This is a genomic window from Pseudomonadota bacterium, assembly GCA_016719885.1.
In the GTDB taxonomy this organism is placed as follows: domain Bacteria; phylum Pseudomonadota; class Gammaproteobacteria.
In genome coordinates, this window is record JADJYF010000005.1 from 68,741 (window position 1) to 94,505 (window position 25,765).

At 66.4% G+C, this 25,765-nt stretch carries 28 protein-coding genes; 17 read left to right on the top strand and 11 right to left on the bottom strand.

Features of this window, described 5'->3' with window-relative positions:
- The first annotated feature begins 106 nt into the window (after positions 1-106).
- Positions 107-1,264, top strand: coding sequence for an aminotransferase class I/II-fold pyridoxal phosphate-dependent enzyme (locus tag IPM80_05960; GenBank protein MBK8957970.1), 1,158 nt, complete (start codon positions 107-109; stop codon positions 1,262-1,264).
- Between the two features lie 114 nt (positions 1,265-1,378).
- On the opposite strand, the gene IPM80_05965 is transcribed toward IPM80_05960, so the two are convergent.
- Positions 1,379-1,819: an FxsA family protein gene (locus tag IPM80_05965; GenBank protein MBK8957971.1), complete on the bottom strand. Its 441-nt coding sequence runs from the start codon at positions 1,817-1,819 to the stop codon at positions 1,379-1,381.
- A 72-nt stretch (positions 1,820-1,891) separates the two neighbouring features.
- Between IPM80_05965 and IPM80_05970 the strand changes: the two genes are divergently transcribed.
- The 12 genes from IPM80_05970 to purD all read left to right on the top strand — a co-directional run bounded on the left by IPM80_05970 (position 1,892) and on the right by purD (position 13,951).
- On the top strand, positions 1,892-2,224 hold the full coding sequence (locus tag IPM80_05970; protein ID MBK8957972.1) for a divalent-cation tolerance protein CutA: 333 nt from the start codon (positions 1,892-1,894) through the stop codon (positions 2,222-2,224).
- Positions 2,194-4,089 (top strand): protein-disulfide reductase DsbD, encoded by a 1,896-nt coding sequence (dsbD, locus tag IPM80_05975; GenBank protein MBK8957973.1) that lies wholly within the window; start codon positions 2,194-2,196, stop codon positions 4,087-4,089. The genes IPM80_05970 and dsbD overlap by 31 nt, the downstream gene beginning before the upstream one ends.
- Entirely contained in the window at positions 4,086-4,673 is a 588-nt protein-coding gene (locus IPM80_05980; protein ID MBK8957974.1) for a TlpA family protein disulfide reductase, read from the top strand. The genes dsbD and IPM80_05980 overlap by 4 nt, the downstream gene beginning before the upstream one ends.
- 102 nt (positions 4,674-4,775) lie before the next feature.
- A complete protein-coding gene (gene aroQ / locus IPM80_05985) occupies positions 4,776-5,219 on the top strand; it encodes a type II 3-dehydroquinate dehydratase (protein ID MBK8957975.1) in 444 nt (147 codons plus the stop codon).
- 67 nt (positions 5,220-5,286) lie between these two features.
- A complete protein-coding gene (locus tag IPM80_05990) occupies positions 5,287-5,730 on the top strand; it encodes an acetyl-CoA carboxylase biotin carboxyl carrier protein (protein MBK8957976.1) in 444 nt (147 codons plus the stop codon).
- 7 nt (positions 5,731-5,737) lie between these two features.
- Positions 5,738-7,081 carry an acetyl-CoA carboxylase biotin carboxylase subunit gene (accC, locus tag IPM80_05995; GenBank protein ID MBK8957977.1) on the top strand — a complete coding sequence of 448 codons (1,344 nt, stop codon included), beginning with the start codon at positions 5,738-5,740 and terminating at the stop codon, positions 7,079-7,081.
- Positions 7,082-7,112: 31 nt separating this feature from the next.
- Positions 7,113-7,991: a 50S ribosomal protein L11 methyltransferase gene (gene prmA / locus IPM80_06000; protein ID MBK8957978.1), complete on the top strand. Its 879-nt coding sequence runs from the start codon at positions 7,113-7,115 to the stop codon at positions 7,989-7,991.
- A gap of 10 nt (positions 7,992-8,001) precedes the next feature.
- Positions 8,002-9,465, top strand: coding sequence for a DUF3426 domain-containing protein (locus tag IPM80_06005; protein MBK8957979.1), 1,464 nt, complete (start codon positions 8,002-8,004; stop codon positions 9,463-9,465).
- Positions 9,466-9,746: 281 nt separating this feature from the next.
- Complete coding sequence (gene dusB, locus IPM80_06010) at positions 9,747-10,811, top strand: tRNA dihydrouridine synthase DusB (protein ID MBK8957980.1); 1,065 nt, start codon at positions 9,747-9,749, stop codon at positions 10,809-10,811.
- Positions 10,793-11,077, top strand: a complete 285-nt coding sequence (gene fis / locus IPM80_06015; protein ID MBK8957981.1) for a DNA-binding transcriptional regulator Fis — start codon at positions 10,793-10,795, stop codon at positions 11,075-11,077. Before dusB ends, fis begins: the two co-directional genes overlap by 19 nt.
- Positions 11,074-12,630: a bifunctional phosphoribosylaminoimidazolecarboxamide formyltransferase/IMP cyclohydrolase gene (gene purH / locus IPM80_06020; GenBank protein MBK8957982.1), complete on the top strand. Its 1,557-nt coding sequence runs from the start codon at positions 11,074-11,076 to the stop codon at positions 12,628-12,630. Before fis ends, purH begins: the two co-directional genes overlap by 4 nt.
- A 34-nt stretch (positions 12,631-12,664) precedes the next feature.
- Entirely contained in the window at positions 12,665-13,951 is a 1,287-nt protein-coding gene (gene purD, locus IPM80_06025; GenBank protein ID MBK8957983.1) for a phosphoribosylamine--glycine ligase, read from the top strand.
- A 56-nt stretch (positions 13,952-14,007) separates the two neighbouring features.
- On the opposite strand, the gene IPM80_06030 is transcribed toward purD, so the two are convergent.
- The 7 genes from IPM80_06030 to hisB form a co-directional block, all read right to left on the bottom strand.
- A complete protein-coding gene (locus IPM80_06030; protein ID MBK8957984.1) occupies positions 14,008-14,649 on the bottom strand; it encodes a VPLPA-CTERM sorting domain-containing protein in 642 nt (213 codons plus the stop codon).
- Positions 14,650-14,836: 187 nt separating this feature from the next.
- Complete coding sequence (locus tag IPM80_06035) at positions 14,837-15,172, bottom strand: thioredoxin family protein (GenBank protein ID MBK8957985.1); 336 nt, start codon at positions 15,170-15,172, stop codon at positions 14,837-14,839.
- Entirely contained in the window at positions 15,172-16,044 is an 873-nt protein-coding gene (locus IPM80_06040) for an alpha/beta hydrolase (protein ID MBK8957986.1), read from the bottom strand. The genes IPM80_06035 and IPM80_06040 overlap by 1 nt, the downstream gene beginning before the upstream one ends.
- A 10-nt stretch (positions 16,045-16,054) precedes the next feature.
- Positions 16,055-16,480 carry a cupin domain-containing protein gene (locus IPM80_06045; protein ID MBK8957987.1) on the bottom strand — a complete coding sequence of 142 codons (426 nt, stop codon included), beginning with the start codon at positions 16,478-16,480 and terminating at the stop codon, positions 16,055-16,057.
- A 94-nt stretch (positions 16,481-16,574) separates the two neighbouring features.
- Positions 16,575-17,354 (bottom strand): enoyl-CoA hydratase/isomerase family protein, encoded by a 780-nt coding sequence (locus tag IPM80_06050; protein ID MBK8957988.1) that lies wholly within the window; start codon positions 17,352-17,354, stop codon positions 16,575-16,577.
- Positions 17,355-17,449: 95 nt separating this feature from the next.
- Positions 17,450-18,106 carry an imidazole glycerol phosphate synthase subunit HisH gene (gene hisH / locus IPM80_06055; protein MBK8957989.1) on the bottom strand — a complete coding sequence of 219 codons (657 nt, stop codon included), beginning with the start codon at positions 18,104-18,106 and terminating at the stop codon, positions 17,450-17,452.
- Between the two features lie 23 nt (positions 18,107-18,129).
- A complete protein-coding gene (gene hisB, locus IPM80_06060) occupies positions 18,130-18,723 on the bottom strand; it encodes an imidazoleglycerol-phosphate dehydratase HisB (GenBank protein MBK8957990.1) in 594 nt (197 codons plus the stop codon).
- Between the two features lie 90 nt (positions 18,724-18,813).
- Here hisB and hemF point away from each other — a divergent pair, with 90 nt between their 5' ends.
- Positions 18,814-19,746 carry an oxygen-dependent coproporphyrinogen oxidase gene (gene hemF, locus IPM80_06065; protein ID MBK8957991.1) on the top strand — a complete coding sequence of 311 codons (933 nt, stop codon included), beginning with the start codon at positions 18,814-18,816 and terminating at the stop codon, positions 19,744-19,746.
- Positions 19,747-19,848: 102 nt separating this feature from the next.
- On the opposite strand, the gene IPM80_06070 is transcribed toward hemF, so the two are convergent.
- Together IPM80_06070 and IPM80_06075 are read right to left on the bottom strand one after the other, a co-directional pair.
- Positions 19,849-20,925 (bottom strand): aromatic ring-hydroxylating dioxygenase subunit alpha, encoded by a 1,077-nt coding sequence (locus tag IPM80_06070; protein ID MBK8957992.1) that lies wholly within the window; start codon positions 20,923-20,925, stop codon positions 19,849-19,851.
- Positions 20,926-20,992: 67 nt separating this feature from the next.
- On the bottom strand, positions 20,993-21,466 hold the full coding sequence (locus IPM80_06075) for a flavodoxin family protein (GenBank protein ID MBK8957993.1): 474 nt from the start codon (positions 21,464-21,466) through the stop codon (positions 20,993-20,995).
- A 105-nt stretch (positions 21,467-21,571) separates the two neighbouring features.
- Between IPM80_06075 and IPM80_06080 the strand changes: the two genes are divergently transcribed.
- From IPM80_06080 to IPM80_06090, 3 genes are all read left to right on the top strand, one after another.
- Positions 21,572-22,480, top strand: coding sequence for an LLM class flavin-dependent oxidoreductase (locus IPM80_06080; protein MBK8957994.1), 909 nt, complete (start codon positions 21,572-21,574; stop codon positions 22,478-22,480).
- A 135-nt stretch (positions 22,481-22,615) separates the two neighbouring features.
- A complete protein-coding gene (locus tag IPM80_06085) occupies positions 22,616-23,626 on the top strand; it encodes a fructose-1,6-bisphosphatase (GenBank protein MBK8957995.1) in 1,011 nt (336 codons plus the stop codon).
- Positions 23,627-23,778: 152 nt separating this feature from the next.
- Positions 23,779-25,239, top strand: coding sequence for an NAD(P)/FAD-dependent oxidoreductase (locus tag IPM80_06090; GenBank protein MBK8957996.1), 1,461 nt, complete (start codon positions 23,779-23,781; stop codon positions 25,237-25,239).
- A 7-nt stretch (positions 25,240-25,246) separates the two neighbouring features.
- Here the strand turns inward: IPM80_06090 and IPM80_06095 are convergent, their stop codons facing one another.
- On the bottom strand, positions 25,247-25,750 hold the full coding sequence (locus IPM80_06095) for a methylated-DNA--[protein]-cysteine S-methyltransferase (protein ID MBK8957997.1): 504 nt from the start codon (positions 25,748-25,750) through the stop codon (positions 25,247-25,249).
- Positions 25,751-25,765 lie beyond the last annotated feature (15 nt).

The following is a 25,765-nucleotide window of genomic DNA, read 5'->3' on the forward strand; positions in this document are numbered from 1 at the left end:
GTCGCGTTTCGCCATCGCGGTTGATCTATCGCGCCGTGGCGGTGAAACTCGAAATTCGCCGCGCGCCGCCTGCGCGGCATTGTCCATCAAAGTTTCATACACCGTCATGAGCAGCACGCCGCGTCTGATCAGCAAATTGCCGGATGTCGGCACCACCATCTTCACCATCATGTCGCAGATGGCGGCCGACCATGGCGCCATCAACCTGTCGCAGGGCTATCCCGATTACGACGGTCCGGCGGCGCTGACCGAGCGCCTTGCCTGGTACACCACGCATGGCCACAACCAGTACGCGCCGCTGGCCGGCATCGCCCCGCTGCGCGCGCAGGTGGCCGCCAAGGTCGAGCGCTTCTACGACCACCGCATCGACGCCGACACCCAGGTCACCGTCACGCCCGGTGCGACCGAGGCCATCTTCTGCGCGGTGCACGCGGTGGTGCGGCCAGGTGACGAGGTCATCATGTTCGACCCGGTCTACGACAGCTACGACCCGGCGGTGCGCCTCGCCGGCGGCGTGCCGGTGCACCTGGTGCTCGCCGCGCCCGCCTATCGTATCGACTGGCAGGCGGTCGAGCGCGCGATCACGCCGCGCACGCGCATGATCATGGTCAACTCACCGCACAATCCCTCGGGCAGCGTGCTGGACGCGGACGATCTGCGCGCCTTGCTCGACATCGCCGAACGGCACGACCTCATCGTCATTTCCGACGAGGTCTACGAACACCTGGTGTTCGACGGCCAGCCCCATTGCAGCGTGCTGCGCGTGCCGCGCCTCGCCGCGCGCAGCTACGCGATATTCTCGTTTGGCAAAACCTTTCATGTGACCGGCTGGAAGACCGGCTACTGCGTGGCGCCGCCGGCCCTGATGGTGGAATTCAAACGCGTGCACCAGTTCGTGGCCTTCGTCACCGCCACGCCCCTGCAATATGCGCTGGCGGATTTCATGGCCCACCATCCCGAACACCTCGACCAGTTGCCGGCCTTCTACCAGCGCAAGCGCGACCTGTTCCTGGCCGCCATGGCCGGATCACGTTTTCGCTTGACGCCGAGCGCCGGCACCTTTTTCCAGCTCGCCGAATACAGTGCGGTGTCGAGCCTCGACGACATGCGCATGGTCGAGTGGCTGACCAAGGACATCGGCGTGGCCGCCATACCGATGTCGGTGTTCTACCAGTCACCGCCGGCGCAGCGCTACGTGCGCTTTTGCTTCTGCAAGGAAGACGACACCTTGCGCGCCGCGGCGGCCAAGCTCAGCGCCCTGTAGATGCGAATTCATTCGCACATGCGCCCCAGGGGCCGATTCATGCAGCGGCAGCGATGTCAGGGAAGTCGACCCACAGGTGGGGGGGGGGGGGGGGAGCCACCCGTCGCCCGGTCATCAAGGATCCCGCTCCACCCGGTAATCCCCTTCCAGCACCTGCGGACCGGATGCCCGGGGACCACCAGCGGCGTGGCCTTGCACGCGCATCATGAGTCGACCCGCCAGCACGTTCCCGACCACGCGGCGTAGCGGCGGCAGCAGCAACAGGAAGGCGAACAGGTCGGTGACGAAGCCCGGCGTCACCATCAACACGCCGGCCACCACCAGCACCAGGCCGTCGAGGATGGCGGCGGTCGGCACTTCGCCGCGCGCCATGGCGGCCTGCACCTTGCGCAAGGTAGCCAGGCCCTCGAGTCGCAACAGCGCGCTGCCCAGCGCCGCTATCGCGAACAACAGCACGATGGTCCACAGCGCGCCGATTTCGTGGCCGACCTTGATCAGCACGTATATCTCGACCGTCGGCAGGCCGATGAAGAGCAGCAGCAGAATGACGAACACGGGCATGGACAGGTTAGCTGGGGCCGGGGCGGCGGATTACAATAGCAGCATGCCCCTCGAAGGTCGCCTGCGATGACCGTCAGCGCAACCGCCATCGTCGTCCTGTGCACGGTCCCGGACCGCGAGACCGCCAATCGGCTGGCGGAAGCGGCCGTCAGCCAGCGTCTCGCGGCCTGTGTGACCATGCTGCCCGGCGCGGAATCGGTATACGTGTGGGAAGGTGCGCTGGAGCGCGCCAACGAAATCGTGCTGATGGCCAAGACCACCACCGGCGCCTATGCCGCGCTCGAACAGCTGTGGTTGAGCGAGCACCCCTATGAACTCCCCGAGGTGATAGCAGTCCCTATCGCATCCGGGTCGGAAGCCTATTTGCAATGGATAAACCACGCCGTTTCGCCCTGTTGATGCTGCTGCTGGCATTGTTCGCCGGCGCCGCGCCGGCGGGCGTGCTGGACCAGCTCGACGCGCTGGCCAAGCCGGAAAAGCTCGCCGGTCAGCGTGATTTCCTGCCGCCGGACCAGGCCTTCGTCCTGACCGAGAGCAGCGCCGCCGACGGCCGCCTGGTGCTGCGCTGGGACATTCAACCGGGCTATTACCTGTATCGCGACAAGTTCAAGGTGACGGCCGCGACGCCAGGCCTGGTGCTCGGCGAGGCGCGCCTTGCGGAAGGCGAGACCAAGCAGGACCCGGAGTTCGGCGCGGTCAAGATCTTCAAGCATGCGGCAGAGGTGAGCGTGCCCATCAGCGCGCGCCCGGCCGGCGGCGAGATGCTGGAGGCCGAGGTCCGCTACCAGGGCTGCGCCGAGGACGGCATCTGTTACCCGCCAATCAAGAAGAAAGTCGCCTTCAGCGGCGAGGCCGAGGGCGCCGCGCCCGCCGCCAATGGCAGCGTTGCCGGTGGCGATGGCGGCCAGGCGGCGAACAGCCAGGGTGACGCCTCGGCCGCGCGCGGCGAGCAAGGCGCCGCCGATCGCATCACCGCCGAACTCGGACACCGTTCCCTGGCCCTGACCCTGGTGAGTTTCCTCGGCCTCGGCCTGCTGCTCGCGTTCACGCCCTGCGTGCTGCCGATGGTGCCGATCCTGTCCGGCATCATCATCGGTCAGCAGCAGCCGGTCAGCGCCATGCGCGGATTCGCACTGTCCTCGGTCTACGTGGTGGCGATGGCGGCCACCTATGCCATGGCCGGCGTGGCGGCGGGCCTGCTCGGTCACAACCTGCAGGCGGCGTTTCAGAAGCCGGCCGTGCTGGTCGCCTTCAGCCTCTTGTTCGTGGCCCTGGCGCTGTCGATGTTCGGCTTCTACGAACTGCAATTGCCGGCCGCGCTGCAGACCCGTCTCGATCGCATGAGCCGCGCCCAGCGCGGCGGCAGCTATGTCGGGGTCGGCGTGATGGGGGCCTTGTCGGCGCTCATCGTCGGACCGTGCGTGGCGCCGCCTCTGGCTGGCGCCTTGGCCTACATCAGCCAGACCGGCTCGGCGCTGGTCGGCGGCAGCGCGCTGTTCGCGCTCGGCCTCGGCATGGGCCTGCCCTTGATCGCGCTCGGCACTTCGGCCGGCGGCCTGCTGCCACGGGTCGGCGCGTGGATGGAGAACATCAAGCGCGTGTTCGGCGTGGTGTTCCTGGGCGTCGCCATCCTGTTCCTGTCGCGCATCCTGCCGGGCCCGGCGACGCTGGCGCTGTGGGCGCTGCTGCTGATCGGTTCGGCCGTGTTTCTCGGCGCCCTGGACCGCCATGCGGAGCACGCCAGCGGATGGAAGCGCTTCAATCAAGGGCTGGGCCTGGCCAGCCTGGTGTACGGCGTGACGCTCGTGATCGGCGCGGCCGCCGGCGGCGACGATCCGCTGCAGCCGCTGGCGCCGCTCGCCGGTGCGCGCGCCAATGCCGCGACCACCGCCGAGACGGCCTTCGTCAAGGTCGATTCGCTGGCCGCCGTCGAGCAGCAGCTGGCCGATGCGCGCAGCGCCGGTCAGGCGGTGATGCTCGATTTCTATGCCGACTGGTGCATCGAATGTAAGCACCTGGAGAAACAGACCTTCGCCCATTCCGACGTCGCGCCGCGCCTGACGGGCCTGAAATTGCTGCGCGCCGACGTGACCGCCGGTTCGGCCGACGACAAGGCCCTGCTCGAGCATTACGGCCTGTTCGGCCCGCCGGCGGTGTTGTTCTTCACCGATGGCCAGGAACTGCGCAACAATCGCGTCACCGGCTTCGTCGAAGCCTCGGAATTCAACGGACACCTGGACCGACTCGGCGCGACCCGACCATGAAACCTTCCCACCTTGGCTTCGCGGCCCTCGCAGTGCTGGCCGCGACGGCCGGCTATGCCGTGCATCAATACAGCGCCCGTGCGCAACTCGAACGTGCGCAGGCGCTGGCCACCGCGGCGCCCGCGCCGGCCACCCAGGCCGCGCCGACCGCGCTGTTCGACTGGTCCTTCGTCGATGTCGACGGCAAGTCGCAGCCCCTCAGGCAGTGGCAAGGCAAGCTCGTGGTGCTGAATTTCTGGGCGACCTGGTGCCCGCCGTGCCTGAAGGAGATCCCGGCGTTCGTCGATTTGCAGCAGCGCCTGGGTGACCAAGGTCTGCAATTCGTCGGCATCGCCCTCGATGAAGTCGCCGCCGTGCAGCCTTTCCTCAAGGACCACGCCATCAACTACCCGGTGCTGTTGGGCGACCAGGACGTGGCGCGTTTCATGACCCAACTCGGCAACCAGATAGGCGCGTTGCCGTTCACGGTGGTGGTCGGACGGGACGGCAAGGTGCTGACCCTGCACCAGGGCGAGTGGCAGGCCGCGGAGGCCGCCAAGACCCTCGAAGGCTATCTCGCGCAGTCGGCCGAGAATGGGCAGTAGCGGCACAACTCGCCGCTAAAATCCGCAAACGCGGTCGCAACTCGCGGCCATGTATGGTAGCTTCGCGCCTCCCGGATTGGCGGGATGTCAGGTAGCCACCGCGTGTCGAAACTGCTGGTCATCAACGGCCCGAATCTGAATCTGCTGGGCACCCGCGAGCCCGGCGTGTACGGCGCCACGACCTTGCCCGATCTCGAACGCCAGTGCGGCGAGGTGGCCCGCGCCCTCGGCCACGAGCTGGCCAGCTTCCAGCACAATCACGAAGGCGCGCTGGTCGACCGTATCCACGCCGCGCGCGGCGAAGGGGTCGCGTTCATCGTCATCAACCCCGGCGCTTACACCCATACCAGCGTCGCGTTGCGCGACGCCCTGCTGGGCGTGGCCATCCCGTTCATCGAGGTGCACATCTCCAACGTGCACGCGCGGGAAGCCTTTCGCCAGCATTCCTACCTGTCGGACATCGCGGTCGGCGTCATCACCGGGCTCGGCATCCAGGGCTACGAGCTCGCCCTGCGCGCCGCCGACCACTACCTGGCGCGCCCGTGAGCGGCGCGCCAACTCGTTGATTCAAGCATCGCAGCCGCGTCACTGAACGCGACTCAGGGGACCCATGGTGGATATAAGAAAAGTCAAGAAACTCATCGAGCTGCTCGAGGAATCGGGCGTCGCCGAAATCGAAATCAAGGAAGGCGAGGAATCGGTGCGCATCAGCCGCGGACCGGTGATGGCCTACCAACCGATGGCCATGCCCATGCAGGCGACCAGCGCCGCCCCGACGGCGTCGCCGGCCGCGGCCGCCGTCGTGGTCGCGCCGGAACCGGCCGGCAACATCATCAAGTCGCCGATGGTCGGCACCTTCTACCTCGCGCCGTCGCCGGACAGTGCGCCGTTCGTGAAGGTCGGCCAGGCGGTCAAGGTCGGCGATACCCTGTGCATCATCGAAGCGATGAAGATCATGAATCCCATCGAGGCCGAAGTGTCTGGTGTGGTGAGCGCGATCCTGGCCGACAACGGCCACCCGGTCGAATACGAACAACCGCTGTTCGTCATCTCCTGAGCCGCCCATGTTCGACAAAGTCGTCATCGCCAACCGCGGCGAAATCGCGCTGCGCGTGCTGCGCGCCTGCAAGGATCTCGGCATCAAGACCGTCGCCGTGCATTCCTCCGCCGACCGCGACCTGAAACATGTACGGCTCGCCGATGAATCGGTGTGCATCGGGCCGGCCGCCGCCGCCGACAGCTATCTCAACATCCCGGCCGTGATCGCCGCCGCCGAAGTGGTGGACGCGGTCGCCATCCATCCCGGCTATGGCTTCCTGTCGGAGAACGCCGACTTCGCCGAGCGCGTCGAGAAGAGCGGCTTCGTGTTCATCGGCCCGCGCGCCGACACCATGCGCCTGATGGGCGACAAGCTGTCCGCCATCCGCGCCATGCAGGAGGCGGGCGTGCCCTGCGTGCCGGGCTCCGGTCGGCCATTGACCGACGACGTGCAGGACAACATCGCGCTGGCGCGCGCCATCGGTTACCCGGTCATCATCAAGGCCTCGGGCGGCGGCGGCGGACGCGGCATGCGCGTGGTGCATACCGAAGCGTCCTTGCGCAACGCCATCGCGCTGACCAAGCGCGAAGCCCTGAACGCATTCCAGAACGACAACGTCTACCTCGAGAAATTTCTCGAGCATCCACGCCACATCGAATTCCAGGTGCTGGCCGACAATCACGGCAACGTCATTCATCTCGGCGAGCGCGACTGTTCGATGCAGCGTCGCCATCAGAAGATCATCGAAGAGGCGCCGGCGCCCGGTATCGATGCCGAAACACGCGCGCGCATGGGCGGTCTGTGCGCCGAAGCCTGCCGCAAGATTGGCTACCGCGGCGCCGGCACCTTCGAGTTCCTGTACGAGAACGGCGAGTTCTATTTCATTGAAATGAACACCCGCATCCAGGTCGAACACCCGGTCACGGAAATGGTCACCGGCATCGACCTGGTCAAATGGCAGCTGATGGTGGCGGCGGGTGAAAAGCTCACCGTGCGCCAGGAAGACGTCAAGCCCAACGGCCATGCCATCGAATGCCGCATCAACGCCGAGGATGCCTACACGTTCCGGCCCTCGCCGGGCCGCATCTCGGTCTACCATCCGCCCGGCGGTCCCGGCGTGCGCGTCGACTCGCATATCTATGCCGGCTACACCGTGCCGCCCTATTACGATTCGCTGATCGGTAAATTGATCTGCCACGCGGAAACGCGCGGCGCGGCCTTGAAGCGCATGGAGAACGCGCTCATGGAAATGGTCATCGAAGGCATCGAGACCAATGTGCCCTTGCACCGTGACCTGGTGGCCGACGCCGCCTTCATCGGCGGCGGCACCGACATCCATTACCTCGAACGCAAGCTGGGGCTGGTCTGAACACCATCGCCCGATGGCACAGCGCGGCGCCATGAGCGAGTGGGTGGAATTGCGCCTGCGCGCGCCGGCGCGCGATTACGCGAAACTGGAAAGCGTGCTCGAAGGCCTGGGCGCGAGCGCCATCACCACCAGCGAAGGTGACACGGAAGTATTCGGCGAGCCGGGCGTACCGAACGATCGCGAATGGGAGACCTTCACGGTCACCGCCCTGTTCGAAGCGACGGCCGATCGCGATGCCCTGCTCGCGCGTCTCGCGCCGTTCATCGCGCCCGACGCCAACCCGGTGTTCACCGAACTGGTCGAACAAAGCTGGGCCGATTCCTGGAAGGATCATTGGCAGCCGCAAGGCTTCGCCAACGACCTGTGGGTGTGTCCGACCTGGTGCGAGCCGCCGCCCGAGGCGCGCCACGTGTTGCGGCTCGATCCGGGCCGTGCCTTTGGTACCGGCACCCATGAGACCACCGCGTTGTGCCTCGACTGGCTGGCCGGCGAAGCAGGCATCGGCGGCGCGCGCGTCATCGACTACGGCTGTGGCTCCGGCATCCTCGCGCTCGCCGCCGCGTGCTTCGGCGCGAGTTACGTCGACGCCGTCGACATCGACGACGATGCACTGACGGTGGCGCGCGAGAACATCGCCTTGAACGGCTATGCCGATCGCATCCGCGTCGGGCGCCCGGAAAATCTTCTCGAACAGGCGGCCGACGCCCTGATCGCCAACATCCTCGAAGCGCCGCTGCTGGCCTTGTCGCCACGCTTCGCGCGCCTCGTGCCCCATGGCGGGCGCATCGCGCTGTCGGGCCTGCTCACCACCCAGGTGCCCCACGTGCTGGCGGCCTACGAAGGCAACTTCGCGATGGACGCGCCGCGCGTGCGCGGCGACTGGGCCCTGTTGTGCGGCACCCGCCGCTGAGCGTCGTGCCGTGCTGACCCGCTGCCCGCAGTGTTTCGCCTGGTTCCGGGTGCGCGCCGAACAACTGTCGGTGGCCAATGGCCTCGTCACCTGCGGTCGTTGCGAACATGTATTCAATGCGCTGTCGTCCTTGATCGAAGAAGACGCGCCGCCGCCGCCGGTCGCCCCCGCGCCGCCACGCATCAGCGAAGCGCAAGCGGCTGCCGAAGCGCAAGCGGCTGCCGAAGCGCAAGCGGCTGCCGAAGCGCAAGCGGCTGCCGAAGCGCAAGCGGCTGCCGAAGCGCAAGCGGCTGCCGAAGCGCAAGCGGCTGCCGAAGCGCAAGCGGCTGCCGAAGCGGAGACGCGCGCTGCGCCTCTCCGCTTCGTCAGCGTCGTCGCCACTACCAGCCTGGCGCCCGCACGCATCAGCAACGCCCAGCCGACCATCACCACGGCGGCCGCGGTGCCGGTGAGTCTCGCGGTGACGACGGCCGCGTCGTCCGGCGCAGCGTTCACCACGGCCGCGGACCACGACTTGCCTGCGCCGCCCGCCGAAGTCGACCTTGGCGACGAACTGCCGCGGGTCGATGCGCGCGCCGCCGAGATCGAATTGCCCGAACCCGAGCAGCCGGCCGACAGCCTCGACATCGGCCCGGTCTCCACGCAGCTCGACGAGCTGGATATTTCCGACTTCGATTTCTCCGCGCCGGATGACGATGCGCCGGCGCCGCGTGCCGCAAGCGCCGCGCCGTCGCCGGCGGTCGTGCGTGCGGCGGACGATGAACTCGCGGACGACGAGGATGACGAGCGCGACGACACCGATCCGCACCACCGCGCACCGTCGTCCGCGCCGGCCATCGACACCAGCGGCCTGCCGCTGCTGGTGGCGCGCGACGACGATGCCGTGATCAATCTCGATGATGCCGACGATGAAGATCACACCGGTCCGCGCCCGCCGGAAGACGACGTTCCCGCGGTGTTGCTCGACGATCTCGCGGCGCTGAAGGACAAGCCACGGCCGGCGGCCTGGCGTGGTGTGCTGTGGACCTTGTTCGGCGTGCTGCTCGCGGCCTTCGCCGCCCTGCAGGTGGCGTTCATCGAACGCCAGGCATTGCTCGCCGAAGTGCCGCAGGCGGCATTGCTGGTGGATGCGCTGTGTGCGCGTCTGCCGTGCCTGGAACGTCGTGAAAGCGCTTCGAGCGTGCGCCTCGTGGCGCGCGATGTGCGCGAGCATCCGAACTATCGCGATGCCTTGCTGGTGAACGCCACCATCGTCAACGACGCCAAGTCACCGAGTCCCTACCCGGTCATCGATCTGCGCCTGCGCGACGCGGCCGGCAACGTGCTGTCGGCGCGGCGCTTCCAGCCCAGCGAGTATCTCGACCAGAGCATCGACATCGCCGAGGGCATGCCGTCGGCGCGGCCGGTCTACATCGTGCTCGAACTGGCGGGCAAGGCCAGCAACGCGGTGAGCTTCGAATTCACCTTCATGTAGTGGCGACGCCACGCCGCGTCGCGGTCCACCTTGGTGCGTCAACACAGCAGGTCATTACAGCAGGTCATTGAAAATCCGTGTCCCGGGCGGCCATGGCCAATGCTGGCGCGCATGCTGCACGGCGGCGCGCTGGCGGTGAGCCGTTTTCGAGCGCCGATGGCGGGCTCGTCAACCCTTTCTCGCCGTCCCCAATCTGGCTATCATCGCCGCTCGCGATGCAGAGCGCGCACCTAGACGTGCCACGTCGCGAAACTCATTGCGAGGGGGTTGCCCATGTCGTCATGCAGAACCCTGCGTGCTGGCCTTGCTGTCGCTACCACTCGCATCGAACGCCAACCGCAGATGCGAGCGCAGCCGCTGGACGCAGAGTGAACATTGGTCGTCACCTATTCGTTGATCCGGTGATCCTGGCGCCCATGGCGGGTGTCAGCGACAAACCGTTCCGCGCCCTGTGCCGTCGCTTCGGCGCCGATTACGCGGTGGCCGAGATGGTGACCAGCGACGAACGCCTGTGGCACACCGACAAGACCCGCACGCGGCTTGCACTCGATGGCGAAATCTCGCCACGCGTGATCCAGATTGCCGGCAGCGAGCCGCGCATGATGGCCGACGCCGCGCGCCGCGCCGCCGATCTCGGCGCCGACATCGTCGACATCAACATGGGCTGCCCCGCCAAGAAAGTGTGCAACCGTGCGGCGGGCTCGGCCCTGCTGCGCGATGAAGCGCTGGTCGCGAACATCCTGGCCGCGGTGTGCGCGGCGGTCGGCATTCCGGTCACCTTGAAAATCCGCACCGGCTGGAGCCCCGCCGAACGCAATGGCGTCGTGATTGCGCAGCTGGCCGAGCAGGCCGGCATCCAGGCACTCACCGTGCATGGCCGCACGCGTGCCTGCGCCTATCGCGCACCGGCGGAATACCAGACCATCGCCGCCATCAAGCGCGCGGTGCGCATTCCCGTGATCGCCAACGGCGATATCACCAGTCCCGCGCACGCCGCGCGCGTGCTGGCGGAAACCGGCGCCGACGGCCTCATGATCGGACGCGCGGCGCACGGCAACCCGTGGCTGTTCGCCGCCATCAAGGCGGCACGCGGCGGCGAACCGTGGGCAGCGCCGGGCATCGGCGAACGGCTGGCGGTGACGCGCGAACACGTCGAAGCCCTGCATGCGCATTACGGTGAACACGCCGGCCTGCGCATCGCGCGCAAGCACGTTGGCTGGTACCTCGACGCCGCCGCTCTCGCGTCAATCTACAAAATGGAATTCAACCGCATCGAGACCGCCCCAGCACAACTCGCCTGGCTGGACGCGCTCGGCGCGGACAAGGCATGGGAGCAAGCCGCATGAATGTCGCCCGCACATCCGCCCAGGTCGCCGAGCAACCGCTGGCGCAGCAGGTGCGACTATCCCTGCAACGGTATTTCGCGGATCTGAACGGCCAGCCCGCGGCTGAACTCTACGAACTCGTGATCGCCCAGGTCGAAAAGCCCCTGCTCGAGATCGTGATGCGCGAAACGCGCGGCAACATCACCAAGGCAGCCCAGGTGCTGGGCATCAATCGCGCGACCCTGCGCACCAAGCTGCACAAGTACGGACTGAACAAATCATCATGACTGCACGTCGTTGGGCGCTGATCAGCGTTTCAGACAAACAAGGCCTCGATCAACTTGCGCGTGGCCTCGTCCGCCACGGTTTCGGCATCCTGTCCACCGGTGGCTCGGCCGCCAGCCTGCGCCAGGCCGGCATCGAGGTGGTGGACGTGTCGGCGCACACCGGCCAGGTCGAGATGATGGACGGTCGCGTGAAGACCCTGCATCCGCGCATCCATGGCGGCATCCTCGCGCGCCCCGGCGTCGATGACGCGGCGCTCGCCGCGCACGGTATCGACAACATCGATTTCGTCGTCGTCAACCTGTACCCGTTTCGCGAGACCATCGCCAAACCCGATTGCACGCTGCCCGAAGCCATCGAGAACATCGACATCGGCGGACCCAGCCTGTTGCGCGCGGCGGCCAAGAACCATGTGCGCGTGTGCGTGGTATGCGACCCGGCCGACTACGCGGGCCTGCTCGATGAACTCGAGCGCGATGGCCGCATCGGCGACGCCAGCCGTTACCGTCTCGCCGCCAAGGCCTTTGCCCACACCGCGTCCTACGACAGCGCCATCGCCGCTTATCTCGGCGCGCGCGAAGCGCCGACCTTTCCGGCCGATCTGCACATCCACGGGCGTCTGTCCCAGACCCTGCGCTACGGCGAGAACCCGCACCAGGCCGCCGCCTTCTACGTCGATGACATCACGCCGCCCGGCACGCTGGCGGCGATGAAGCAGCTGCAGGGCAAGGAGCTTTCCTACAACAACATCGCCGACACCGATGCCGCGCTCGACTGCGTGCGTTCCTACCGCGAACCGGCATGCTGCATCGTCAAGCACGCCAATCCCTGCGGCGTGGCCGAGGCGGCCGATATCGAGACCGCCTACGAGCTCGCCTATGCCACCGACCCGACCTCGGCCTTCGGCGGCATCATCGCTTTCAATCGCCCGCTCAGCGCGGCGGTCGCCAAGCTCATCGTCGACAGGCAGTTCGTGGAAGTGATCGTCGCGCCGAGCGTGGAGGCCGATGCCCACGCGGTGCTGGCGCCTAAGACCAATATCCGCGTGCTCGAAGTCGGCGCGTTTCCGGCCGTGCCCCATCGGCAGCTCGAATACAAGCGCGTGATGGGTGGCCTGCTGGTACAGGACAGGGACGTCGCCGCGCAGCTGCTGACGCTCGGTGATCTGAAGACCGTCAGCAAGCGCGCGCCCACCGCGCAGGAACTCGAGGATCTGCTGTTCGCGTGGCGCGTGGTGGCGTGCGTGAAATCCAATGCCATCGTCTACGCGCGCGACAAGCGCACCATCAGCATCGGCACCAACCAGATGAGCCGCGTGTACAGCGCACGCATCGCCGCCATCAAGGCCGCCGACGAGGGTCTGGAAGTGACGGGCTCGGTGATGGCCTCCGACGCGTTCTTTCCGTTTCGTGACGGCATCGACGCAGCGGCCGCGGCCGGCATACGCGCGGTGATACAGCCGGGCGGTTCGATGCGTGACAACGAGGTGATCGCCGCCGCCGATGAACATGGCATGGCCATGGTCTTCACCGGCGAACGCCATTTCCGCCATTGAGCTCATCCCACGGCGCGCGGCGCGAGGAACACAGATGAAAGTCCTGATCATCGGTGGCGGTGGCCGTGAGCACGCCCTGGCCTGGAAGTGCGCCCAATCACCGCGCGTCAGCGAAGTGCTGGTGGCGCCGGGCAATGCCGGCACGGCGCGTGAAGCGCGCGTACGCAATGTCGATGTCGGCGCCGAAGACGTCGCCGGCCTCGTTGCGCTCGCCAAACGCGAGCAGGTCGGACTCACCATCGTCGGGCCGGAAGCGCCGCTGGCGCTGGGCGTGGTCGATGCGTTCGAAGACGCCGGTCTGAAATGCTTCGGTCCGCGTCAAGCGGGCGCCATCCTCGAAGCGTCCAAGGCCTACACCAAGGATTTCCTCAAACGCCACCGCATTCCGACCGCTGCCTACGAAGTGTTCACCGCGCTCGAACCGGCGCTGGCCTACATCGACGCGCACGCGCTGCCGGTGGTGGTGAAGGCCGATGGACTCGCCGCCGGCAAGGGCGTGGTGGTGGCGCGCAGCCACGAGGAAGCTCGTGACGCCGCGCGCGCCATGCTCGAGGGCAACGCCTTCGGCGATGCCGGTGCGCGCATCGTGGTCGAGGAGTTCCTGGCCGGCGAGGAAGCGAGCTTCATCGTCATGACCGATGGCGTGACCGCCGTGCCGTTCGCATCTTCGCAGGACCACAAGGCGCGCGACGATGGTGACCAGGGGCCGAACACCGGCGGCATGGGCGCCTATTCGCCGGCGCCGGTGGTCGACGCAGCGATGACGACCTGCATCATGGAAACCATCATCGCGCCGACCCTGGCCGGCATGCGCGCCGATGGTCGCCCCTACCAGGGCTTTCTCTACGCCGGCGTCATGATCGACGGCGCCGGCCAGCCGCGCGTGCTGGAATTCAATTGCCGCATGGGCGATCCGGAAACGCAGCCGATCATGATGCGCTTGAAGACCGACATGGTCGGCGCTTGCCTGGATCTACTCGAGGGTCGCGGCGCGGAGGTGGTGCTCGAATTCGACGACCGCGCCACGGTCGGCGTGGTGTTGGCGGCCGGCGGCTATCCCAACGACTACGCCAAGGGCCAGGTCATCCACGGCCTGGATGACGATGATGCCGACAGCAAGGTGTTTCACGCCGGCACCCGCAGCGTGGGCAGTGAGTGCGTGACCCATGGCGGTCGCGTGTTGTGCGTGGTGGGGCTCGGTGCGCGTGTCAGCGAGGCACAGGCAGCGGCCTATCGACGCGTCGATCGCATCCATTGGGACGGCATGTTCTGCCGCCGTGACATCGGTTATCGCGCCGTGGCGAGGGAAGAGCGCAACTAAGCGTTGGCATGTCGACCTGTGGGTGCGCATGAAATCGCACCCGCAGGGGATCCATCTCAGGCGTGACGTCTGCGCAGCGCCGCCAGGCCTGCCACACCCAAGCCCAGCATGGTCACGGAACCTGGCAGCGGCACCGGCGACGCGTTGGTGCTGACCACCACGTTGTCGAGTCCGAAGGATTCATCGCTGCCGCCCTGGGTGTTCGGATACTGCCAGCTGATCACCACCGAGCTTGCCGAGTGCGCCAGCGTGAATGCGGCTTCGCGCGCGGCGTCGCGGAAGCCGGCGTTGTAGCCGTAGTTGGGCGTGACGAAGTCGGTGAAACCCTGGCTGATGTGGGTGCCGGGGCCATGGCTGATGTTGTCGACCGGGAAATAGTTGCCGAAGTCGCTGCTGCTGTAGACCGGCGTGCCATCGACCGCGATCACGAAGTGGTCGCCGAGATCGATGCTGTCCCACATCGCCATCGAAAATGTGAACGTGAGTTCGGTATGCGCGGCAAGATTGCTCAGGGTCAGCACCGAGGCACTGCTGCCCTCGTTACGCAGGTGCAGCTCGCCGAAGCCGAAAGCACCGAGGCCCGCGCTGGTCTGCACCGAGCCGCCACCGGACCACTCGACACCCGCGTTGCCCGATTCAAAATTCTGCGAATACACCTGCGCGGCTTCGGCGCCGCCGATGTGGGCGCCGGCCAGCATGGCGAGCGCGGCGATAGCTTGCTTGCGAATCATTTTTCTTCTCCCTCCCGGCCGTGATTTTTATTCCGGGTGACGACCGCAGTATCGAAGCGATGCGCGGCGCCGCTCAAGCGCCGGCTCGAGACCTCGATGTGAACAACTGTGAAGGCGTGGCGCGGTTCCGCAATCGGCCGCGAGGCGACGCCGATCAGGATGGCGGAGGCCCGTCGTCGAGCGCGAGCAGCGCAGCCGCGATGACATCGACGTCCTGCGGGCGCACCACGCGTGCCACTTCCGTGCCATCGCGCAGCGCCACCAGGGTCGGCCATAGCTTGATGGCGAACGAGCGCCCGAGCCGGCGCCCGCGCGCGTCGGCTATCTTGATATGGCGCAGGCGCGGATGCGACGCCAGCGCCGTCGCCAGCAGCGGCTGGGCACGCAGGCAATGACCGCAAAACGGACTGCCGAATTCCAGCAGCGTGGCGCCGGCCAGCGCATCGACTTCGGCGCGCGTCGGTTCAGGCTCGGCGTAGTCTTCCGTCATCACGTGTGCGCGTTGTTCAAGGGCGCGAAAAACTTCAGCGCGGCGTCGATCACGAACTGCGGCCGTTCCTCGGGAATGAAGTGCCCGCATTCCGGCACGGCATGGCCTTCCACCCGTTCCGCCACCGGTGTCCAGAACGGCACCACGTTGCCGAGAAAACTCGCGCCGCCATAGGCCGCCACCGGGATGGTCAATTTCTCCGTGGCGTTGGCGAGATTGACGGCGTCTTCGCGCAATCCCGTCGCATACCACTGGAAGCCCGCGCGTATCGAGCCCGGAATGGAATTGACGCGCACGTACTCGGCTATCTCTTCCTCACTGAACACCGCCGGACTGTAGTTGAAGTCGAGGGTGGTGAGAAAACGGCGCAGGTAGGCATCGACATTCTGACTGACCAGCATCGCCGCCCAGTCCGGATTGCCGCCGTGGAAGAACACGTGGTTGATCTTGAGCGCGAGTTCGAGCGGAAACGCATCGCCGGCCTTGATGAGGCCGGGGATCATGTCGAGGATCAGCATGCGCTCGACCAGCGTGCGGTTGTCGTAGGCGAAGTAGAACGCCACCGAACCGCCCCAGTCGTGACCGACCACGCCGACCTTGTCGTAGCCGAGCTCAGTGACGAGTTCCCGCACATCGCTCGCGAGCGTGCGCTTGTCGTAACCGCTCATGGGCTTCTCGGAATCGCCGAGGCCGCGCAGGTCCGGCGCGATGACGGTGTAGTGTTCGGCCAATGCCGGGATCACCTTGCGCCATTCGTACCAGCTCTGCGGCCAGCCGTGCAGCAGCACCAGCGGATAGCCGCTGCCCGCCGTCACGTAGTGCATGCGAAAGCCGTGGATGTTGCGCTGATGATGTTGCCAGGGCTCTTTCACTGCGCGGCCCTCAGGGATGCTTGGCGGTTTCGTCCGGCACCAGCACCGGCGCTTCCTTGTCCTTCACGAACATCACCAGGAAGCGCGCCTTGTCGGTCTTGCTGGCGTTGCGTGACACCACGTGCCTGTCGGTGGGCTTCTCGTAATAGGTGTCGCCCGCTTTCAGCGTCTTGAGCTCGCCGCCCGCCACCTGCATTTCGATTGCGCCTTCCAGCACGTAGACGAAAGTGTCGGCGGGATGGGTATGAGACGGCGTGCTGGCGCCGGGCGCGTACTCGACGGTCACCACGCTGGCCACCGGTGCGGCGCGCGATGCCAGCGGCTGTTCCATGAGCGGCGTGATGATGGTCGATTTGTCGTCGGCCGGCGCGGCCCACGCGGTGTAGCTCAGCAATGCGAGCGCGAGCGCCAGTTCAGGCGCGCTGCGGGTGGTCATGAACATGGTCTGTCTCCCCTGGGGTGGATGCGTCATGATGCTTGGCGCATCACGTCAGCGGCAATGACTTCGGTGGTCATCATGCGCGCGCGCCTCACAGTTTTTCCTTGGCGAATTCCGTCGGCCAGTAATCGCAGGCGGCGAGACCTTCGAGCGCGAGTCCGTAGGGCAGCTGTTCGAGCATGGCGCGCTTGACCTCCATCAGCATCGCTTCGCGCGTCAGGCGCGTGGTGACGGCGGGCCGTTGCCGGATCTTGCGCGCCAGTTCCCAGGCGCGTGGCAGCAGCTTGGCGCGCGGCATGACTTCGTTGACGACGCCGAGCTCCTGCGCTTCGCGCGCCGACAGTTCCTGGCCGGTCATGAGGAAGTAGCGCCCGCGGTTCAGGCCCAAGAGCTTCGGCCACACCACGTGCACGCCATCGCCCGGCACGAGGCCGCTGGGATAATGGGGTGCGTCCTGGAAGATGGCATGGTCGGCGGCCAGCACCACGTCGCACAGCAGCGCGAGTTCGGCATGCACGGTGGCCGGGCCGTTGACGGCCGCGATCATCGGCGCCTGGATCTCGAGCAGGTTCATCAACAGGCGCTTGGCATCGGGCAGCACGTGGCTGGCCCACACCTCGGCCGTGACGCCGCCACCGCCGAGATCTTCGCGGTGGATGAAGGTGTCGCCGCTGCCGGTGAAGATGATGACCTTGTTGTCGGGGTCGCTGGCGATATCGGCGAAGGCATAGCCGAGTTCCTGGTGCGGTGCAAAGCCCCACTCGAGATCGCTGCCGCCGGTATGCATGGTCAGCTGCAGGATGCCGTCCTCGCGTTCGAACTTGAGGTAGTCGTACTTCTGCGAATATTCATCGAGCGTCGGCACGCGCATGGTCCATCTCCCCTTGGCATTGCAAAGCGCCAAGCCTGCGCCAGGGCGCTGGCGCAGGGAAGCCTACTCAAAGGGGGAATGGCGCGGCGGACGGCCTACTCGCCGCCCACGGCATCCCAGGCGAGGAAGTTCTCGAGCAGCTTGAGCCCCGCATGGGCGCTCTTCTCGGGATGGAACTGCGTGGCGATCACGTAGCCGCTGGCGAGCGCGGCGGTGAAGGGCTGAATGTAATCGGTGTAGCCCAAGGTCAGCGCCGGGTTTTCCGGCACCACGTAATAACTGTGCACGAAGTAGAAGCGCGTATCGCTGGCGATGCCGTGGGTGACGGGGTGCTCGCGCGTCCACTTCACCTGGTTCCAGCCCATGTGCGGGATCTTGCGCGGACTGCCATCGGCGGCGGGCGGCGGGTGGTCGGGGAAACGCCGCACTTCGCCGGGGAAGATATCGAGGCAGGCGGTGCCGCCGTCTTCGGCGCTGTGGCTGACCAGCGACTGCAAGCCCAGGCAGATGCCGAAGAACGGTCGCGTGCGCGCGCATTCGCGGATGACGTCGGTGAGGCCGTGGTCGTTGAGGCGCGCCATGCAGTCGCCGATCGCACCCTGCCCCGGGAATACCACGCGGTCGGCATTGGCGACGGTGGCGGCGTCTTCCGCCACCACCACCCGGTGACGGCTGCCGGCGACGGTCTCCAGCGCCTTCACCACCGAGCGCAGGTTGCTACTCCCGTAATCGATGACGGCAACAATCGACATGGATGAGCCCGCCGGCCTGTGACTTACAGCGCGCCCTTGGTCGACGGCAGCGCGTCGCCCATGCGCGCATCGGCTTCCACCGCCATGCGCAGCGCGCGGCCAAAGGCCTTGAACACGGTTTCGATGATATGGTGCGCATTGCGTCCGCGCAGGCAGTCGACATGCAGCGTGCACATGGCGTGGTTGACGAAACCCTGAAAGAATTCATGGAACAGGTCGACGTCGAAGCTGCCGACCTGCGTACGCGGAAACTCGACGTGGAATTCGAGGCCCGGCCGTCCCGACAGATCGATCACGACGCGCGACAGCGCTTCGTCCAGCGGCACGTAGGCATGGCCATAGCGGCGAATGGCGCGCTTGTCGCCCAGCGCCTTCTGTACCGCCATGCCGAGCGTGATGCCGATGTCCTCGACGGTGTGATGGGCGTCGATGACGAGATCGCCATTGGCCTTGATGTCGAGGTCGATGAGACCATGGCGCACGACCTGGTCCAGCATGTGATCGAGAAACGGAATGCCGGTCGCCAGCGCCGCGTGGCCGGTGCCATCGAGATTGACGCTGACGGTGACCTGCGTTTCCTTGGTGTCACGCGAGATGCGGGCGGTGCGAGCGGTCATCGGTAAAACTTCGGTGGATTGGCTTCAGTAGGCGCCGGCTACCTTAACAGAATCGACCGCGCTTGGCCTACGGCGCGGCGGGATGACAGCATGACCGACACGATTGATGACGGCGCGATCGAGGGCGTCGAGGCGTGGTTGCGGGGTTTGCAGGACCGCATCTGCGCCGGCCTCGAAGGCCTGGACGGGGCGGCGCGTTTCCAGGAAGACCTGTGGACGCGCGCCGAGGGCGGCGGCGGTCGCACCCGCGTGCTGACCGAGGGCGCCGTGTTCGAGCAGGCCGGCGTCAATTTTTCGCACGTGCGGGGCAGCACTTTGCCGCCCGCCGCCACCGCGCGGCGCCCGGAACTGGTCGGGCGCGGCTTCCGCGCCATGGGCGTGTCGCTGGTGGTGCACCCACGCAATCCCTACGTGCCGACTTCCCACGCCAACGTGCGGCTGTTCGTTGCCGAGGCGCCCGGCGCGGCGCCGGTATGGTGGTTCGGTGGCGGCTTCGACCTGACGCCTTATTACGGCTTCGAGGAAGACGCGGTTGCCTGGCACCGGTGCGCGCGCGACGCCTGCGCGCCTTTCGGGCCCGACGTGTATGACCGCTACAAGCAATGGTGCGACGATTACTTCGTGCTCAAGCATCGCGGCGAGCAGCGCGGCGTGGGCGGCTTGTTCTTCGACGATCTGAACGAATGGGGCTTTGCCAGGAGCTTGGCCTTCATGCAGTCGGTGGGCGACCACTACCTCGAGGCCTATGCCCCGATAGTCGAACGTCGCCGCAGTCTCGCCTACGGCGAACGCGAACGCGACTTCCAACTCTATCGCCGCGGCCGCTACGTCGAATTCAACCTGGTCTATGACCGCGGCACGGTGTTCGGCCTGCAGACCGGCGGGCGCACCGAGTCGATACTGATGTCGCTGCCGCCGCTGGTGAAATGGCGTTACGCATGGACGCCCGAGGCGGGCTCGGCGGAAGAAAAGCTGTATACGGATTTTTTGAAGCCGAGGGATTGGTTGGGCTTGGCGGGCTGACCGGTGTTTTCCTTTGTGGGTCAGACTTCAGTCTGACAGCCGAGAAGCTGTGCCCTGTCAGACTGAAGTCTGACCCACAGAGATCATGCGCCAATCAAATCCTCACCCCATGGCCACGCCGTTGTCCGCCAGCACTTTGCGCAGGTTGCGGATGGCGGGAAAGATCTCCTGGTTGCGGTCCTCGCCCTGTGCGTCGAAAGCGGCCTGTTCGAGCTCGCAGATCCAGCGGTCCTCGGCGAAGATGCCGTTGGTGAACCACACGATGAACGGCCAGAAGATGTCGAGCAGCACTTTCATGCCGGGCCGCCGGATCATCATGAGGCCGAAGGTGTGGTTGCTGCGCTGATCCTTGTCGACAGGAATGTAGACGTTCCATAGATCGAGGGCCGGATGCTGGCTGCCGGCGGTCCAGAATTTCAGGGTCTGGTAGGGATACTCGGTGCGGATGGTCATGAGGTCCCGTTCCTCGGGGCGACTCTCGGGGCGCTTGCCGAGCATGAACTTCTCACCGAGCGGCTGACGGCCGCTGGCGCGGTGGAAGGTGTAATCGGTCTCCGCCCAGTTCGGCCCCACGCGCGTGCCCAGGAACACGGTCTTGATGCCGCCCATCAGGCGTCGATGCAGGAACTGGTGATTCATGTCCATGAGGTTTTCATGCATGAACGAGTAATGGCAGCCCACCTGCCGGTCGAGATAACGGGTCTTGTAGGCCGGATCGCTGGCCGAGGGAATGGCCGGAAAGGCGCTGTCGGCGGCGCGCGTCGCATCGCCGGGAAACACGAACAACAGGCCATAGGCTTCGCGCACCGGGTAGTGGCGCACGTTGTTGGGCTTCATGCTGCAGCGATCGAGGTAGGGCACGCTCACGCAGCGACCCTCGGCGTTGTATTCCCAACCGTGGTAGCCACAGCGGATGGCGTTGTCCGCCACCACGCCGACGTGCAGCGGCACCTGGCGATGGGCACAGCGATCTTCCAGCGCCAGCAGTTGGCCGGCGCGGGTGCGGGCCAGCACGATGGGCTCGCCGGCGAAACGCGTCGCCAGCATCTTGCCGGGTTTCAGATCGCGCGAGCGCGCCAGCGGGTACCAGAAGTTCGGATCGAGGGCGGTCTTGCGCAAATCGCCGCTGTACTCGTCGGCCGCGGGCGTCGGCACGCGTGCCGCAATTTCGAGAGTCATGGGCGCGTTCTCGCTACCTGTCTTGCGGGCATTCTACGGCCTGGCGCGCGACTGCGCGTCAGGACCATCAGAACAATCCTGCTTCGAGGCCCGCGGCGAGCGCCATGCCGAGCTCGCGACACGCGGCCAGGCCCTCGGCATTGACATCGCCCTTCACGATCACCGGCGCCTGCACCTCGCGCCAGCGCAGGCCGGTGACGATGCGCCGCACGCTGGCCAGCGCGCCGGCGCCGTCGTTGCCGGCCTTGACGACCAGCGCATAGGGCAGGCCCTGGGTGTGATCCAGGCAGGGGTAATAGATGCGATCGAAGAAGTACTTCAGCGCGCCCGACATGTAGCCGAAGTTCTCCGGCGTGCCGAGGATCACCGCATCGGCCCAGCGCACGTCCTCGGCATCCGCCGACAGCGGCGAGGCCACCCGTATTTCGACGCCGCTGATGGCGTCGTCGCGCGCGCCGTCCAGCACCGCCTGCGCCAGCGCGGCGGTGCTGCCGGTCTGGGAGTGATGGACGAGCAGCAGGTGTTTCATCGCGCTGGTCATGTCACTGGTACGATGGCTCCATCAAAAAGGACTGCAAGGAAAAGGCACTATGGCGCGTCATGACCCGCCTGTCGAAGTGGCTGCGACGGATGAAGGATGGCCGACATGAAGCAGGCGCAAAAAATACGCTTCGCCGTCACCCCGCCCGCCTCGGCCCTCACCGAGCGCGCCTTCGATGACTACCTCGAGCGCTGCGAAGGACTCGGCTTCGACACCCTGTGGCTGTCGGATATTCCGCTCGGCGCCCAGGGCGACCCCTTGCTGCACCTGACCTACGCGGCGGCGCGCACGCGGCGCCTCAAGCTCGGCGCGAATATCGTGCCGCTGGGTCGCAATCCATTGTGGCTGGCCAAGCAGCTCGCGCAGCTCGACCGGCTGTCGAACGGGCGCCTGCTGTTGTCGTTCGTGCCGGGACTGGGCACGGCGCCCGAGCGCCTGGCGCTGGGCTACGAGCGTGGCGATCGCGGCCTCGAACTCGAACGCATCCTCGCCATGCTGCGCCGCTGGTGGGGCGGTGAGGCCGTTACCGCGGAGTGTCAGGGCGCGCGTTTCGAAGCGCTCACTCTCGAACCGCGGCCGCTGCAAGAGCCGCTCGAAGTGTGGCTGGGCGGCAAGGGGCCCGTGGCGCTGGAGCGTGTGGCGCGTGCCGCCGATGGCTGGCTGACCTCGGTGGTCAAGCCCGAGGAAGCGCGACTTGCGCGCCAGGCCATCGAGCGCCGCGCCGCCGAGCTCGGCCGCCACATCGACCCCGAGCATTTCGGCATCAGTATCCCGGTGGCGCGCCACGAGCCGCCCGAGGCGGCGATCGGTGCGCTGCGCGCGCGGCGCGAGGACCAGGACCTGACCGACATCGTGGCGGTCGGCACCCTCAAGTTGCGCGCCCTCGTCGCCGCTCACCTGGACGCGGGCCTGAGCAAATTCGTGCTGCGGCCGTCGACGGCCCTCGATCCCGCGGCCGACTGGCGCGCCGACCTGGATTGGATGGCGGAGGCAGTGCTCGACCTCCAGCGTTGAGGCAGGTCATGAACGTAGCTTGCGGAAATCGTAAAGAATCATGTTTTGCAGTACGGTTCACGGAGATTTAATTTTGCATCGCGACAATCGCTAGCCATGACCCAACAACCATCCGCCCAAGGAGACGATCCCGCCATGGCCTCGCCCGCGTCCGCCGTCGTTCAATTGCGTTCCCAGCCCAATCCCCCGTCCCTGCAAAGTTGCCTGCTCGCCGCCGAACGCGCCTCGCGTGATGATGCCGCGCGCTCGCTGTCGTGGATCGTGTCGGCCATCTCGAGCGCGGCCAAGGGCATCGCGGCCAGGCTGCGCACCGCCGGGCTCGATGGTGCGCTGGGCGCGGTGGGCCAGCTCAACGTGCAGGGCGAATCGCAGCAGGCGCTGGACGTCATCGCCAACGAGCTGTTGATTCGTGAGCTCGAATCGCGCGAAGGCGTGATGGTGCTGGGCTCGGAAGAGAACGACGAACTGATGCTCATCGATGGCCTGCCCGCCCACGGCGGCCGCTACGCGGTGCTGTTCGACCCGCTGGACGGCTCTTCGAATCTCGACGTCGGCGGCGCGGTCGGCACCATCTTCTCGATTTACGAACTGGCGCAGGGCGAGGAAACCCGCCTGCAGGCCGGGCGCCGCCAGGTGGCGGCGGGCTACGTGCTGTACGGCCCCTCGACCGTGCTGGTCATGACCTTGGGCAACGGCGTCGACATGTTCGTGCTCGAACCGACGGTCGGTAATTTCCTGCGCGTGGCCGAGCGCCTCGCGATGCCGGCCAAGGGCAAGACCTACTCGGTCAACGAAGCCAATCTCGATTCCTTCCCGGCCGGTTACCAGTGCTTCCTCGCCCACTGCCGCCAATCGGGTTACGGCAGCCGCTACGCGGGGGCGATGGTCGCCGACGTGCACCGCGTGCTGTTGCAGGGCGGCATCTTCCTCTACCCACCGACCGCCAAGGCGCCCAAGGGCAAGCTGCGCCTGATGTACGAAGCCAACCCGATGTCGATGATCCTCGAACAGGCGGGCGGCGTCGGCAGCACCGGCCAGCTGCCCATCCTCGACCTCGAGCCCGAGTCGCTGCACGCGCGCGTGCCGGTGATCCTCGGCAGCCGCGAGGATGTCGCGGCGCTGCTCGCCGAGCTTGGCCGAGACTGAGCGGCGGCGTCGCCGTTCGTCCGGCACGACGGGGCCCACGGGCCCCGTTTTCGTATCCGCCGCCGCACGCCAAATGGGGAATTAAAGCCTCGTCGCCACGCTTGCTACCATCGAGGGCTCCCGGCAACGCCCTTTAAGGAGATCTTTCGACGATGGCCAGCAACCAGCAGCACGACACCCGCATCATCATCATCGGCGCCGGCCCCGGCGGCATGTGCACGGCCATCAAGCTCCTGGAAGCCGGCATCAAGGATTTCGTGGTGCTGGAGAAGGCTGCGGGCGTGGGCGGCACCTGGTGGCACAACCGCTACCCGGGCGCCGAGTGTGACGTCAAATCCCACCTGTATTCCTATTCCTTCGAATTGAAGCGCGACTGGACACGGCCCTATGCCGGCCAGGCCGAGATCCTCGAATACCTCGAGTTCGTGGCGACCAAGTACGGCATCAAGCCCTACATCCGCTTCGAACACGAAGTGCGCTCGGCGCGCTGGGCCGACAGCCAGGCGCGTTGGGAAGTGGCGACCGCCGACGGCCAGGTGTTCCGCGCGCCGGTACTGGTGTCGGGCATGGGTATGTTCAACGAGCTCGACATGCCGAACATCGCCGGGCTCGACGCCTTCGCCGGCAAGATGTTCCATTCGGCGCGCTGGGACCACGGCTACGATCTTTCCGGCAAGCGCGTGGCGGTGATAGGCAGCGCCGCGAGCGCCGTGCAGTTCATTCCCGAGATCGCCGAGAAGACCGGCAAGCTGCACATCTTCCAGCGCACCGCCAACTGGGTGGCGCCCAAGGACGACGCGCCCTATTCGCCCGAGGTGCTGGCCAATCTCAAGCATGATCCCAACGCCATCCACGAACTGCGCGCGCAGATCTACAAGGACTTGAACGAGTTCATCCTGTTCAGCGACCCGGCCAAGCAGGCCGAATACACGCAAGCAGCACTCGACAACATCGCGGTGGTGAAGGACGAAGCGCTGCGCCGCAAGCTGACGCCGACCCATCCTTTCGGCTGCAAGCGCCCCTTGTTCTCGAATCTCTATTACCCGGTGTTCAACCTGCCGCAGGTCGAACTCGTCACCGACAAGATAGAGCGTCTCACCGCCACCGGCGTGGTGACCGCCGATGGCAAGGAACGCGAAGTCGATACCGTCATCCTCGCCACCGGCTTCAAGGTCACCAAGTACCTGTCGGCCATCGCCGTGACGGGCCGCAACGGCGTGCGCCTCGACGATGCCTGGAGCGACGGCGCGCAAGCTTATCTCGGCATCACCACCAGCGGCTTTCCGAACCTGTTCATGCTCTACGGCCCGAACACCAACAACGGTTCGATCATCTCGATGCTGGAGATCCAGGTCGATTACATCCTGCGCCAGATCAAGCGGCTCGAACGCGAGCAGCTGGCTTTCATCGACCTCAAGCCGGAAACGGAGCGGCAGTACAACGACTCCATGCAGCAGGAGATCAAGGCGGTCGACGTGTGGGCCGCCAACTGCGGCAACTACTACAACGCCGACTCGGGTCGCAACGTCACGCAGTGGCCGCACACCATCGATGATTTCGCGGCGCGCATGGTGCGACCCGATGAGCAGGTGTACGAGGCCAGGCGCGCCTAGCGGCGGGCTACTCCAGCAAGGCGCCTTCGTGCCGTAACAGCCAGCGCTTGCGTTCCAGGCCGCCGGCGTAGCCGGTGAGGGCGCCATTGGCGCCGATCATGCGGTGGCAGGGCACCGCGATGGCGATGGGATTGGCGCCGTTGGCGAGACCGACGGCGCGCGATGCCGCCGGATTGCCGATGCGTTTCGCGAGTTCACCATAGCTCGAAGTGCTGCCGGCGCGGATCTCGCGCAGGTGGCGCCAGATCATGCGCTGGAACGCGGTGCCGTTGGTGGCGACGGGAAACGCATCGAGGGCTTGGAAATCGCCGGCGAAATAGGCATCCACCGCGGCACTGGCGCCGCCCGGATCGCGCGCCGGCTGCAACGTCACTTCACCGTAATGGCGCGCCAGCAGGCGCTGCATGCGTGTCTCGTAATCGTGAAAGTCGAGGGCGCGCAGATGGCTGCCGTCCGATACCACCAGCACCGTGCCTAGCGGCGACGCGACGCGGTCGATGTAGAGCTTCACGGCAAGACTGCCGGC